Origin of the sequence: Rugamonas brunnea (assembly GCF_014042345.1) — a bacterium.
Taxonomy (GTDB): Bacteria; Pseudomonadota; Gammaproteobacteria; order Burkholderiales; family Burkholderiaceae_D; genus Rugamonas; species Rugamonas brunnea.
In genome coordinates this window covers 32,606-46,335 of sequence record NZ_JACEZT010000026.1, presented here as the reverse complement: position 1 = coordinate 46,335, position 13,730 = coordinate 32,606, and the positions used below count along the sequence as shown (strand labels likewise).

Annotated in this window: 11 protein-coding genes; 9 read left to right on the top strand and 2 right to left on the bottom strand. The window is 66.3% G+C overall.

The features are described from left to right. The 7 genes from H3H37_RS24170 to H3H37_RS24140 all read left to right on the top strand — a co-directional run. The coding region (locus H3H37_RS24170) for a DUF1302 family protein (RefSeq protein ID WP_182167337.1) at window positions 1–890 on the top strand (890 nt) is incomplete at its 5' end. Window positions 891–904: 14 nt separating this feature from the next. Then, entirely contained in the window at window positions 905–2,269 is a 1,365-nt protein-coding gene (locus H3H37_RS24165; RefSeq protein ID WP_182167335.1) for a DUF1329 domain-containing protein, read from the top strand. Between the two features lie 152 nt (window positions 2,270–2,421). Next, entirely contained in the window at window positions 2,422–3,501 is a 1,080-nt protein-coding gene (locus H3H37_RS24160; protein WP_182167333.1) for a WD40/YVTN/BNR-like repeat-containing protein, read from the top strand. Window positions 3,502–3,595: 94 nt separating this feature from the next. Then, entirely contained in the window at window positions 3,596–5,977 is a 2,382-nt protein-coding gene (locus H3H37_RS24155) for an efflux RND transporter permease subunit (protein WP_182167331.1), read from the top strand. Between the two features lie 55 nt (window positions 5,978–6,032). Beyond that, the gene (locus tag H3H37_RS24150; RefSeq protein WP_182167329.1) at window positions 6,033–6,323 is read left to right on the top strand and encodes a recombinase family protein; all 291 of its coding nucleotides are present in this window, start codon (window positions 6,033–6,035) and stop codon (window positions 6,321–6,323) included. After that, window positions 6,274–7,908, top strand: a complete 1,635-nt coding sequence (locus H3H37_RS24145; RefSeq protein ID WP_182167327.1) for a 3-(methylthio)propionyl-CoA ligase — start codon at window positions 6,274–6,276, stop codon at window positions 7,906–7,908. Before H3H37_RS24150 ends, H3H37_RS24145 begins: the two co-directional genes overlap by 50 nt. A 97-nt stretch (window positions 7,909–8,005) precedes the next feature. Next, window positions 8,006–8,902 (top strand): recombination-associated protein RdgC, encoded by an 897-nt coding sequence (locus tag H3H37_RS24140; RefSeq protein WP_182167325.1) that lies wholly within the window; start codon window positions 8,006–8,008, stop codon window positions 8,900–8,902. A gap of 94 nt (window positions 8,903–8,996) precedes the next feature. Here the strand turns inward: H3H37_RS24140 and H3H37_RS24135 are convergent, their stop codons facing one another. Beyond that, window positions 8,997–9,482 carry an asparaginase domain-containing protein gene (locus H3H37_RS24135; protein WP_182167323.1) on the bottom strand — a complete coding sequence of 162 codons (486 nt, stop codon included), beginning with the start codon at window positions 9,480–9,482 and terminating at the stop codon, window positions 8,997–8,999. A 186-nt stretch (window positions 9,483–9,668) separates the two neighbouring features. On the opposite strand from H3H37_RS24135, the gene H3H37_RS24130 reads away from it, so the two are divergent. Then, window positions 9,669–10,424, top strand: a complete 756-nt coding sequence (locus H3H37_RS24130) for an L-asparaginase (RefSeq protein WP_182167321.1) — start codon at window positions 9,669–9,671, stop codon at window positions 10,422–10,424. Between the two features lie 32 nt (window positions 10,425–10,456). Here H3H37_RS24130 and H3H37_RS24125 read toward each other — a convergent pair whose 3' ends face one another. Then, window positions 10,457–11,458 (bottom strand): D-2-hydroxyacid dehydrogenase family protein, encoded by a 1,002-nt coding sequence (locus tag H3H37_RS24125; RefSeq protein WP_182167320.1) that lies wholly within the window; start codon window positions 11,456–11,458, stop codon window positions 10,457–10,459. A gap of 374 nt (window positions 11,459–11,832) precedes the next feature. On the opposite strand from H3H37_RS24125, the gene H3H37_RS24120 reads away from it, so the two are divergent. Continuing rightward, the gene (locus H3H37_RS24120; RefSeq protein ID WP_182167318.1) at window positions 11,833–13,686 is read left to right on the top strand and encodes a phosphoenolpyruvate carboxykinase (GTP); all 1,854 of its coding nucleotides are present in this window, start codon (window positions 11,833–11,835) and stop codon (window positions 13,684–13,686) included. Window positions 13,687–13,730 lie beyond the last annotated feature (44 nt).

The window sequence follows — 13,730 nt, the reverse complement described above, 5'->3', positions numbered from 1 at the left end:
CCGCCGCCGCCCAGGCCGCCGCCCAGCAGGCCGGCGCCGCCACCGCGCTGGCCGTCGGCAACGCCACCTGCACGGCCGCCATTCCCGGCGCGCTGGCCGCCGGCGGCAACTGCCTGTTCTACCCGTCCACGCTGGGCACCACCAGCCGCTACCAGCTCGAATATGCGGGCGGCATCGACGTGTTCGGCCTGAGCCTGTCCAAGAGCGTGGCCGGGGTGGCCGTGGGCGCCGACCTCAGCTACCGTCGCGACATGCCGCTGATGAGCAGCCCGGCGCTGCTGATGCCAGTGGGCACCAATCCGGCGCTGGTCGCCAGCCTGAACGCGCTGACCGGCAGCGCGCTGGTGGTGACGGGCGCGGCCCAGCCGGGCCAGGGCCAGGTCAGCGGCGCGCGCGGCGACACCTGGCACGGCGTGCTCAACGCGCTGGGCACGACCGCCGCCACGCCGCTGTTCGACGCCTCCAGCTGGATCGCGGAACTGACCTGGAACCGGGTCGCCAAGGTGACCTCGGGCGAGCAGTTCTTCAAGGGCCGCGACAGCTATGTGGGCGCCGACAAGGTCAGCAAGGACTTCTTCGGCCTGGCGCTGAACTTCACGCCGACCTGGTTCCAGGTGCTGCCGGGCGTGGACCTGACCATGCCGCTCAACTACTCGGTGGGCCTGTCGGGCAATTCGGCGGTGCAGTCGGGCGGTAACCAGCACGCCGGCAACTACAGCTTCGGCCTGGGCTTCGACGTGTACCAGAAATACCGCTTCGACGTGAAGTACGTGGACTTCTTCGGCCCGTTCGTGACGGACGCCAATGGCGCCATCACCTCGAACGCCGGCGTGACGCCACTGCTCAAGGACCGCGGCTTCCTGGCCCTCACCTTTAAAACCACCTTCTGACCTGGATGATGACGATGTCTACGCAAAAACTGTTCACACTGACGCTGATGGCGGCCGCCCTGACGGCCGCGCCCCTGGCCCAGGCCGCCGTTTCGCCGGACGAAGCCAAGCAATTGGGCACCACCCTGACGGCCACCGGCGCCGAGAAGGGCGCCAGCAAGGATGGCCTGATCCCCGAATATACGGGCGGCCTGACCAACGGCCCGGCCGTGGCCAAGGGCACCGGCATGCGCCCCGATCCGTACGCGGCCGACAAGCCGCGCCTGGTCATCACCGGCAAGAACCTGGCCGGCCAGGAAGACAAGCTGACGGCCGGCACCCGCGAGCTGCTCAAGCGCTTCCCCACCTACCGGATCGACGTCTATCCGACCCACCGCAGCGTGAACCTGCCCAAGTTCATCCTCGATAACACGGCCAAGAACGCCGTCAACGCCAAGACCACGGAAGGCGGCGTGGGCGTGGAAGGCGCGCTGGCCGGCGTGCCCTTCCCCATCCCCAAGACGGGCAACGAAGTGATGTGGAACCACCTGCTGCGCTACCAGGGCCTGGCCAACACCACCAAGTACGACTCGTGGAACGTGGACGCGTCCGGCGTGCCGACCTTGGCCACCACGGGCGAGATCTTCCAGGAGTTCCCGCTGTCGGACCCCAAGCGCACCGAGCCGGCCAAGCAGAATGAAGTGTTCTTCCGCACCAAGCTGGCCTACCTGGCGCCGGCCCGCCGCGCCGGCGAAGGCTTGCTGGCGCTGGACGCCGTCAACCCGGTGGTGCAGCCGCGCAAAGTGTGGCAATACCTGCCGGGCCAGCGCCGCGTCAAGCTGGCGCCGGACGTCGCCTACGACACGCCCAACCCCGGTTCGGCCGGCGCCTCGACCTATGACGACGCCTGGGTCTTCAACGGTGCGCTCGACCGTTTCGACTTCAAGCTGATCGGCAAGAAGGAAATGATCGTGCCGTACAACGACTACAAGATCACCTACGCCAAGGTAGCGGCCGACGTCACCAAGCCCAACCACGTCAATCCCGACATGGTGCGCTGGGAGACGCACCGCGTGTGGGTGGTGGAAGCGACCCTGAAGCCGGGCAAGCGCCACATCTACAGCAAGCGCACGTTCTACATCGACGAGGATAGCTGGACTGCGCTGGCGTCGGACGAATACGATGCGCGTGGCCAGTTGTACCGCGCCTCGTACGACTTCCTCACCTTCAGCTGGGATGCCCAGGCGCCGCAGTCGGCCTGCCACATGATCTACGACTTCGTCAGCGGCACCTACAACGTCACCGGCCTGGTGGGCATGCATGGCGGCATCAAGTACATCGAGCCGCTGAAGCCATCGGAATGGACGGCCGAATCGCTGGCCGGCGCCGGCGTGCGCTAAGCGCCACTGGCAGTCAGCAACCGTAGCAAGAGTCAGGCAACACGCACCGTGTTTCTCTTTGCCGCCGGCCACCCTTCAGATCTCCGCCGGCCGGCGGCTTTTTTGGGCGCCCTGCCTGTTTGCAGTTTCACCGATTTTTTTCAGTACAGAATATGAAACCACTCACCTGGATCAAGCGCGCCGCGCTGGCCTGCGCGGCCACCGCCGCCTGCGCCGGCGTGGCCGCCGTGACAAGCGGACCAGCCACCCAACCGTTCGCCGATCCGCTCGATACGGCGGCCGTGCGCAGCCCGCTGGCCGCGCGCGCCCTGATCAACGGCCTGGCGCAGGCCGGCACGCGGCTGGTGGCCGTGGGCCAGCGCGGCCACATCGTGTATTCCGACGACGGCGGCGCGCACTGGAGCCAGGCCGCCGTGCCGCTGGCCTCGGACCTGGTGGCGGTGCAGTTCCCCACCCCAGAGCTGGGCTGGGCCGTGGGCCACGACGGCGTGGTGCTGCACAGCGTGGACGGCGGCGCCAGCTGGAGCAAGCAGCTCGACGGCCGCGCCGCCGCCGCCATCGCCGACGAGCAGGTGAGCAAGGACCCCAACGCCACCGACGCCCAGCGCGCCGACGCCAAGCGCATGGTGGAGCAGGGCCCGGACAAGCCTTTCCTCGACGTGTGGTTCGAGGACCGCAACAGCGGCTACGTGGTGGGCGCCTTCAACCTGATCTTCCACACGGCCGACGGCGGCCGCACATGGCAGAGCTGGGCCGACCGCACCGACAATCCCAGCGCCTTCCACCTGAACGCGATCCGCGCCGTGGGCGGCGACCTGTACATCGTGGGCGAGCAGGGCCTGGTGCTGCGCCTGAACCGCGAGCGCGGCCGCTTCGAAGCAATGGCCACGCCGTACAAGGGCACCTATTTCGGCCTGGCCGGCAAGGACGGCGCGCTGCTGGTGTACGGCTTGCGCGGCAACGCCTACCGCAGTACCGACCGCGGCGCCAGCTGGAGCAAGGTCGAGACGGGCCTGCAGGTGGGCCTGACCGCGTCGGCGCTGGCGCAGGATGGACGGCTGCTGCTGGTCAGCCAGGCCGGCCAGGTGCTGGTGAGCGCCGATGCCGGCGCCACGTTCACGCGCCTGCCGGGCGCGCCGGGCGGCCCCGTGTCGACCGCACTGGCGGCCGGCGGCCAGCTGGTGCTGGGCGGCGTGCGCGGCCTGCGCCAGCAGCCGCTGGCGGCACATTAATCAGGCACCGAGTACACATCGCACACCAACCACAAGAGCCCGCGCGCCAGGCGCCAACGGCCATCAGTACCTTTGGAGAGAGACAGGAATGGATATGGGGATCAATCAACTAGACAGCATGCCCGTGGTGCGCACGCTGGAGCAGTTCGACCGGCAGTCGGGAAACCGGCTGGAGCGGCTGGTGTTCAACAACCGCGTGGCGTTCATCGTGCTGTGCGCGCTGGTGACGCTGGCGCTGGCCTGGTGCGGCGCCACGCGCCTCAAGCTCAATGCCAGCTTCGAGAAGATGATGCCGCAGTCGCAGCCCTACATCCAGAACTACCTGGCCAACAAGGGCGCCTTGCGCGGCCTGGGCAACGCGGTGCGGGTGGTGGTGGAGAACCCGAACGGCGACATCTTCGATCCGCAATACCTGGAGGCGCTCAAGCGCGTCAACGATGAACTGTTCCTCACGCCGGGCGTGGACCGCGCCTGGATGAAGTCCATGTGGACGCCCACCGTGCGCTGGAACGAAGTGACCGAGGAAGGCTTCCAGGGCGGCCCCGTGATGCCCGACAGTTACGACGGCAGCGCGCGCAGCGTGGAGCAGCTGAAGATCAACATCGCCCGCTCCGGCATCGTCGGCAGCCTGGTGGCGAACGACTTCAAGTCCACCATGATCTTCGTGCCGCTGCTGGACAAGGACCCGGCCACCGGCAAACTGATTGACTACTCAAGCTTCTCGGCCGCGCTCGACAAACAGATGCAGGCCGCCGAGCATGGCCCGTTCAAGGTCAAGCTGCACACGGTCGGCTTCGCCAAGCTGATCGGCGAACTGCTGGCCGGCATGATCAAGGTGGTGATGTACTTCGGCGCCGCCGCCGCCATCGCCACCCTCGTCATCTACGGCTACACGCGCTGCGTGCGCTCCACCGCGCTGGTGGTGGCCTGCTCCATCGTGGCCGTGGTGTGGCAACTGGGCCTGGTGGCCGCTCTCGGTTTTGAACTGGACCCATTCTCGATCCTGGTGCCGTTCCTGGTGTTCGCCATCGGCGTGTCGCACGGCGCCCAGAAGATGAACGGCATCATGCAGGACGTGGGCCGTGGCACGCACCTGCTGGTGGCGGCCCGCTACACCTTCCGCCGCCTGTTCCTGGCCGGCCTGACGGCGCTGCTGGCCGACGCCGTCGGCTTCGCGGTGCTGATGGTGATCGACATCCCCGTCATCAAGGACCTGGCCATGACGGCCTCGCTGGGCGTGGCCGTGCTGATCTTCACCAACCTGCTGCTGCTGCCGGTGCTGCTGTCCTACGTTGGCGTGTCGAAGGCGGCCGCGCGCCGCTGCCTGCGCGAGGAAGCCCACGTCACCGAACACGGCGTGTGGCATCTGCTGGAACGCTTCACCGAGCGTAACTGGGCCATCGGCGCCATCGCTGTGGCCGTGGTGCTGGCCGTGGGCGGCTTCATCGTCAGCACGGGCCTGAAGATCGGCGACCTCGATCCGGGCGCGCCCGAGCTGCGCGCCGAGTCGCGCTACAACCGCGACAACGCCTACATCACCGGCCACTATTCGCTCTCGTCCGACCAGTTCGCGGTGATGGTGAAGACGCCCAAGGAAGGCTGCCTCAAATACGAAACCCTGGTCGAAGCGGACCGCCTGGCGTGGACGCTGCAGCAGATCCCCGGCGTGCAGACCACGGTGTCGCTGGTGGACGCCGTGCGCCAGGTGACGGCCGGCAGTTCCGAGGGCAGTCCGAAATGGCTGACCATCTCGCGCAACCAGGATGTGCTCAACTACGGCGCCCAGCAGGCCTCGACCAACAACCCCGACCTGTTCAACGCCGACTGCTCGCTGATGCCGGTGATCGCCTACCTGGCCGACCACAAGGCCGAGACGCTGGAACGGGTCACGGCCGCCGCCGACGCCTTCGCCCAGGCCCACAGCGGCGGCGAGCGCCAGTTCATGCTGGCCGCCGGCAGCGCCGGCATCGAGGCCGCCACCAACATCGTGGTGCGCGAGGCCAACCACAAGATGCTGCTGTATGTGTACGCGGCCGTGATCGTGCTGTGCTTCATCACCTTCCGCAGCTGGCGCGCGGTGCTGGTGGCCGTGCTGCCGCTGGTGCTGACCTCCATCCTGTGCGAGGCGCTGATGGTCATGCTGGGCATGGGCGTGAAGGTGGCCACGCTGCCCGTGATCGCACTCGGTGTCGGCATCGGCGTGGACTACGCGCTGTACCTGCTGTCGGTGCAACTGACCCAGCAGCGCCAGGGCGACACGCTGCACGAGGCGTATCGCCACGCGCTGCAGTTCACGGGCAAGGTGGTGGCGCTGGTGGGCGTGACCCTGGCCGCCGGCGTGGTGTGCTGGGCCTGGTCGCCGATCAAGTTCCAGGCCGACATGGGCATCCTGCTGACCTTCATGTTCGCGCTGAACATGGTGGGCGCGCTGGTGCTGGTGCCGGCCCTGTCGCACTTCCTGCTGAAGAAAGTGTAAGCGGAAGTGTAAGCGACAGTGTAAGCAAAAGTGTAAGCAACACCTGTTTCGTCTTATGTCCAAATCCGCACCGCTCGACACCGCCATCCGCGCCGAAATCCTGGCGCTGCGGGCGCGCGGTGCGGCGTTTCACGAGATCGCCGCGCACCTGAACGAGCGCGGCGTCAAAGGCCAGCGCAGCGGCCGATGGTATGCCGCCACCGTGCGGCGCGCCGTGCTGGCGCAGGCCCAACACGAACCACAGCACACGAACAACCCCACGAACAACACACACCTATCGTTTTCAGGAGAAGTACATGCTCGGATTAATGCAACACCAGTCGCTGCTGGTCTCGTCGTTGATTGAACACGCCGCCCTCAACCACCCGCAGGCCGAAATCGTCTCGCGCACCTCGGAAGGGCCGGTGCACCGAACCAGCTATGGCGAGGTGGCGCGGCGCGCCGCCCAGATGGCCAATGTGCTGACCCGCCTCGGTGTGCAGCAGGGCGACCGGATCGGCACCCTGGCCTGGAACGGCTACCGCCACATGGAGCTGTACTACGCCGTGTCGGGCATGGGCGCCGTGCTGCACACCATCAACCCGCGCCTGTTCAAGGAGCAGATCGAGTACATCGTCAACCACGCGGAAGACCAGTACCTGTTCTTCGACATCGGCTTCGCCGCCCTGGTGGCCGAACTGGCGCCGCAGCTGCCCACGGTCAAGGCCTTTGTCGCCATGACGGACCGCGCCCACATGCCGCAGGTCGACATCCCGCGCCTGCAATGCTACGAGGAGCTGATCGAGGGCGGCGCACCGGCGTTCGCCTGGCCCGAACTGGACGAGAACACGGCCGCCTCGCTGTGCTACACCTCCGGCACCACCGGCCACCCCAAGGGCGTGTTGTATTCGCACCGCTCGATCGTGCTGCATTCGATGTCGGCCTGCAGCGTCGACAGCCTGGCCCTGTCGGGCGCCGATTCGGCCCTGGTGGTGGTGCCCATGTTCCACGTGAACGCGTGGGGCATGCCGTATGCCGGCGCCATGTGCGGCGCCAAGCTGGTGCTGCCCGGCCCTTCGCTGGACGGCAAGAGCATCTATGAGCTGATGCGCGACGAGCGCGTGACCATGGCGCTGGGCGTGCCGACCGTGTGGCTGATGCTGTTCCGCCACGTCGACACCGAGGGCCTGGAGCCGCGCCGCGAACTGTGCCTGCGCAGTTGCGTGATCGGCGGCTCGGCGGCGGCCGTGTCCATGATCGAGCGCTTCGAGCAGGACTTCGGCGCCACCGTGATGCACGCCTGGGGCATGACGGAGATGTCGCCGCTGGGCACCGTGTGCAAGCTGCTGCCCAAGCACGAAGCGCTGCCGCTGGAGGCGCGGCGCAAGATCCAGGCCAAACAGGGCCGCAACCCGTTCGGCGTGACCATGAAGATCACCGACGACGACGGCCACACCCTGCCGCGCGACGGCAAGGCCTTCGGCCACCTGCTGGTCAAGGGACCGTGGGTGGTGGCCTCCTACTTCCGCGGCGAAGGCGGTGACCAGCTCGATGAAAACGGCTATTTCGACACCGGCGACGTGGCCACCATCGACCCGGACGGCTATATGCACATCACGGACCGGGCCAAGGACGTGATCAAGTCGGGCGGCGAGTGGATCTCGTCGATCGACCTGGAGAACGCGGCCGTGGGCCACCCGGCCGTGGCCGAGGCTGCCGTGATCGGCATCGCCCATCCCAAGTGGCAGGAACGGCCGCTGCTGGTGGTGGTGCGCAAGGCCGGCCACGAGGTCACGCGCGAGGACTTGCTGACCTACCTGGCCGAGCGGGTGGCGAAATGGTGGCTGCCCGACGACGTCGCCTTCGTCGAGGAATTGCCGCACACGGCCACCGGCAAGCTGCAGAAGATGAAGCTGCGCGAACAGTTCCGCGACTACAGCCTGCCGGCCTGAGTGAGCCAGCCGCGCCGGTGCAAATCCGGCGCGGCGGGGAGCGCGAGCGTGTAAAATGTCGTTCCCCTGGCAACACTGAAACAAGGCAAATACACATATGTGGTTCAAGAATCTTCAGATTTACCGTCTGCCCGCCCCTTGGGCGTACACCCCGGAACAACTGGAAGCAGCACTGGCGCCCCATTCCTTCGTGCCTGCCAGCAGCAACGAACTGCTGCGCCAGGGTTGGGACCGTCCCCGTCCGAACGGCGGCCTGGTGCACGTGGTCAACAAGCAGATGCTGATCCTGCTGGGCACGGAAAAGAAACTGCTGCCCTCGACCGTCATCAACCAGGTGGCCAAGGCGCGCGCGGCCGAGATGGAAGAAGCGCAAGGTTTCGCGCCCGGCAAGAAGGCGATGAAGGAACTGAAGGAGCGCGTGGCCGACGAACTGCTGCCGCGCGCGTTCACCATCCGCAGCAACGTGTGGACCTGGATCGACCCGGTCAACGGCTGGCTGGTGGTGGATGCGGCCAGCCCGGCCAAGGCCGATGAAGTGATCAAGCTGCTGTTGAAAGCCGTCGACCGCATGCCGCTGGAAAGCCTGCGCGTGCAGCGCTCGCCGGTGGGCGTGATGACCGAATGGCTGCAGGCGGACGACGCCCCGGCCGGTTTCACGGTCGACATGGACACGGAACTGCGCGCCACGGGCGAGAGCAAGGCCGCCGTGCGCTATGTGCGCCACACGCTGGAAGCGGACGAAGTGCGGCGCCACATCGCGGCCGGCAAGCAGTGCACGCGCCTGGCCATGACGTGGGACAGCAAGATCTCGTTCGTGCTGACGGAATCGCTGGCCATCAAAGGCGTCAAGCCGCTGGACGTGATCGCCGAGAAGGAATCGTCGACCCGCAACGACGAGGAGCGCTTCGACGGCGACTTCATGCTGATGACGGGCGAGCTGAGCAAACTGCTGGCCGACGTGGTCGAAGCGCTGGGCGGCGAAGCCAAGGCCTGAACGGCAAGGCACAACAAACCGGGGTCAGGTCATGCCATCATGCAAGATGCACGCATCTTGCATGATGGCATGACCTGACCCCGGTTTTGCTTTTTTACAGTGGCTGGAATACGCCGGCGGCGCGGTTTTTCTGCACGTTGTCCCAGGCGAAGATCTGGCCGTTCATGGCCACGTATACGCCCGGCGCCAGCGTCTGCGCCACGCCGCAGGCGAAGCCCAGGTTGAACAGGGCGTCCGAATTGGCGATCTCGTAGGGGATCATGGCGCCCGTCAGGACGATGGTCTTGCCCAGGTTGGCCGGGCCCAGCACGGCGGCCGTCTGCGGCATGGTGTCGGTGCCGTGGATGATGACGATGGCGCGTTCGCCGGCCGCCTGGCACGACGCCAGGATGCGGGCACGGTCGGCGTCCACCATGTCGAGCGAATCCATCAGCGGCAACTGTTCCAGCGCCACGTCCACCGTCAGGCGGCAGCGCGCCAGCAGGGCTGGCACGTGGCTCTCGCCAAAGCCGAGCTTGCCATTGAGTTCGTCGTAATGTTTGTCGAAAGTGCCGCCGGTGGCGAGGATGCGCAAGGTCATGGTGGGAGAAATCCTCTACAGTGTAATGAGGCGCATGATACAGTGAACTGCGAGTGAACTGCGCGCAAACTGTAGGCGCCCGGCGCCCGCACCGGACCCCGGCTTCCGGATCATCGCGTACTGGAAAGTCGGGCATACTGTGACTACACTGGATTCTTTGTGCGCCCCTGGCTTGCCTTTCCTGTCATGAAAACCCTCGCTCCCGGCACCGTCATCTTCCACCGCCACCGTGGCTACGGCGTCATCACGGCCGTCAACCTGCTGACGGGCTGGATCAGCGCCCGTTTTGGCAGCGAAAGCCGGACGCTGGACCTGAACCTGTCCACCGACGAGGTGCAGTTCGCCGACGGCGAGGCCATCCTGTTCCGCCGTGCCGCGCCCGACCGCATGCCCCACGCGCGGCTGATGGCGGTGGTGCGCGCGCTGCACCAGGCCGGCTACCAGCGGCTGTACCTGTATTCATGGCCCAAGCCGTCCGGCCTGCACTGGCGCTGGCACCTGTTCACCGGCCAGCGCGACTGGATGCAGCGTTCGTGGCGCGAAGGCTGGTACGGTTCGGGCGCCGATTACAACGTCAATCCCGTGATGGGCTGGGGCGACTCGCCGGGCGCCACCACGGACGAGCTGATCCACGCGCTGGCCCGTTTCGATCCGCAAGGGCTGGCCCAGGCGCTGGGCCGCGACGAAGACCACACGGCCTGGTTCGCCGCCGTGTGCGACGCCCTGCTGCCCGGTTATATGTACAGCCTGGACATGCAGCGTCCGGCCAGCGGCGAACTGCGCGACATGCCGCCCGTGCCCGTGGTCCCGGTGCGGGCCACGCTGCCGCCCTACACGGGGCCGGCACTGCCGTGGCCGCCCGGATGGGCCGGTTTGTGGAGCCAGGTCCACGCGCTGCCCACGCCGGCCATCAACCTGACGGGCTTGCCCGAAATCCGCTAGCGGCGCGCTCTCATTCTGTCCTCATTCCGCCCTCATTCCGCTTTCAGGTGCTGGCGGTAGTCGGGGTTGAGGATTTTGTCGCAAGTGCCGGCCGCAAAATCGACCACGTTCTGGAACGCATGGCGGAAGTACAGCTCGTAGCTGTCCTTCTCCACATAGCCCAGGTGCGGCGTGGCCAGCACCACCGGCATGCGCAGCAGCGGATGGCTGGGCGGCAGCGGTTCATCGGTGAACACGTCCAGCGCAGCGTAGCCGGGCCGGCCTTGCGGCAGGGCCAGTTCCAGCGCCTCGGGCTGCACCAGCTCGGCGCGGCTGGTGTTGACGAACAGCGCGCTGGTCTTCATGCGCGCCAGGTCCTCGGCCGTGACGATGCCGCGCGTGGCGTCGTTCAGGCGCAGGTGCAGGCTCAGCACGTCGGCCTGCTCGAAGAACGCTTCCCGGCTGGCGGCCGCTTCATGGCCGTCGCGCACGGCCGCCTCGCGGCTGCCCTGGCTGCCCCACACCAGCACCCGCATGCCGAATGCGCGGCCATAGCCGGCCAGCAACTGGCCGATCTTGCCGTAACCCCAGATGGCCAGCGTGCGGCCCTTGAGCGTCGTGCCCAGCGTGTTCAGGGCCGGGTTGATGGAGGCCGTCTGCCACAGCCCGTCCTTGAGGTTGCTGGCGTAGGGCACGATCTTGCGCGTGGCCGCCATGATCAGCGCCCACGTCAGTTCGGCTGGCGCCGTGGGCGAACCGACGCCCTCGGCGATGGCGATGCCGCGTTCGGTGGCGGCCGCCACGTCGATGTGGCCGGCCACCTTGCCGGTCTGCGAGATCAGCTTCAGGTTGGGCAGTTTGGCCAGCAGCGCGCGGTTCAGCACCGTGCGTTCGCGGATCAGCACCAGCGCGTCGAACGGCGCCAGGCGGATCGCCAGCTGGCCCAATCCGCGCGCCGAATTATTGAAGATTTTGACATCATGACCCTCCAGGAGCTTGAAGCATTCCAGGGTAGGCGTAGCATTCTGGTAATCGTCGAGAATTGCGATTTTCATGGAAGTTGGCCGATCTTGTGGGGAATTTCGTAGCGAAATAACATGTTTATGGATTTCCGGAATAGCTTACTACTTTACTCAACAATTTCTCCTACATTTTTGTCGGAAAGCGGGGTGGACGGGTGTACAATCGCCCACTTATTTTCGGGCCTGGCCACCGGGCCCGCGCAATACGTTCCATCAGCCCAGGCACATGATTGGGCTGCGTGCCCCGCCGGCGCGGGGCGCACGACATGACCGCCGACTCCGCCGGAACCTGGCCAACCATCGCCAGGGCTTCCAGGCGCAAGGCGCGCGCTACGAGCGCGCGCGGCTGACGACGATCCTGCCTGCCGGGACTAGACCAGAATTCTTTTATTGGCATTGGAGGTACTATGAATCAGCCCGTTATGGGTGGCGTTGCTGCATTGAACGTCCCAGCTTACATCAAGCAGCAAAAACTGATCAATTGGGTGGCTGATGTGGCCGCCCTGACCAAACCGGATCGTATCTACTGGTGCGACGGCTCGCAAGAGGAATACGACCGCCTGTGCGCAGAGATGGTCGCCGCCGGCACCATGAAACGCCTGAGCCAGGAAAAGCGTCCTAACTCCTACCTGGCCTGCTCGGACCCGACCGACGTGGCGCGCGTGGAAGACCGCACCTTCATCTGCTCGGCCACCAAGGAAGAAGCCGGCCCCACCAATAACTGGATGGAACCGGCCGAGATGCGCGCCACCCTGAACGGCCTGTTCGACGGCTGCATGGCCGGCCGCACCCTGTACGTGATCCCGTTCTCGATGGGCCCGCTCGGTTCGCCGATCGCCCACATCGGCGTGGAACTGTCCGACTCGCCCTACGTGGCCGTCAACATGAAAGTGATGACCCGCATGGGCCGCGCCGTGTACGACGTGCTGGGCGAAGACGGCGCCTTCGTGCCGTGCGTGCACAGCGTCGGCGCGCCGCTGAAGGCTGGCCAGAAGGACGTGGCATGGCCATGCAACGCCACCAAGTACATCGTGCACTTCCCTGAGACGCGCGAAATCTGGTCGTTCGGCTCGGGCTACGGCGGCAACGCGCTGCTGGGCAAGAAGTGCTTCGCACTGCGTATCGCCTCCAACATGGGCCACAAGGAAGCCAAGGCCGGCGGCCACGGCTGGTTGGCCGAGCACATGCTGATCCTGGGCGTGGAATCGCCGGAAGGCAAGAAGCACTACGTGGCGGCGGCCTTCCCATCGGCCTGCGGCAAGACCAACTTCTCGATGATGATCCCGCCGGCCACCTTCAATGGCTGGAAAGTGACCACCATCGGCGACGACATCGCCTGGATCAAACCGGGCGCCGACGGCCGCCTGTACGCCATCAACCCGGAAGCGGGCTACTTCGGCGTGGCCCCCGGCACCAACACCAAGACCAATTCGAACTGCATGGCCTGCCTGCACGAGAACACCATCTTCACCAACGTCGCGCTGACCGACGATGGCGATGTGTGGTGGGAAGGCCTGACCAAGGAAGCGCCGGCGCACCTGATCGACTGGCAGGGCAAGGACTGGACGCCGGCCTCCGGCACCAAGGCCGCCCACCCGAACGCCCGCTTCACCGTGGCCTCGACCCAGAACCCCGTGATCGACCCGGCCTGGGACGATCCGGCTGGCGTGCCGATCTCGGCCTTCATCTTCGGCGGCCGCCGCTCGACCACCGTGCCGCTGGTGACGGAAGCGCGCAACTGGATCGAAGGCGTGTACATGGCTGCCACCATGGGCTCCGAGACGACCGCCGCCGCCGCCGGCCAGATGGGCGTGGTGCGCCGCGATCCGTTCGCCATGCTGCCGTTCATGGGCTACAACATGAGCGACTATTTCCAGCACTGGCTGGACATGGGCGCCAAGCTGGGCGCCGCCGCACCGAAGATCTACTGCGTGAACTGGTTCCGCACCAACGAGCAAGGTCAATTCGTATGGCCTGGCTTCGGCGACAACATGCGCGTGCTGAAGTGGATGCTGGAGCGCCTGGAAGGCCAGGCTGGCGGCGTCGAAAACCTGTTCGGCATGACCCCGCGCTTTGACGACATCCACTGGGAAGGCCTGACCTTCTCGCCGGCAGAGTTCGAAACCATCACCTCGATCGACAAGGATGCATGGCGCGAAGAACTGAAGCTGCACGCCGAACTGTTCGAGAAGCTGGCCTACCACCTGCCGCAAGAGTTGAAGGACAACATGGCCAAGCTGGAGCAGCGCCTGAACGGCTGAGCCAGCGGTTGACCTCAACCGGGGTCAGGTCATGAAATTGCGCA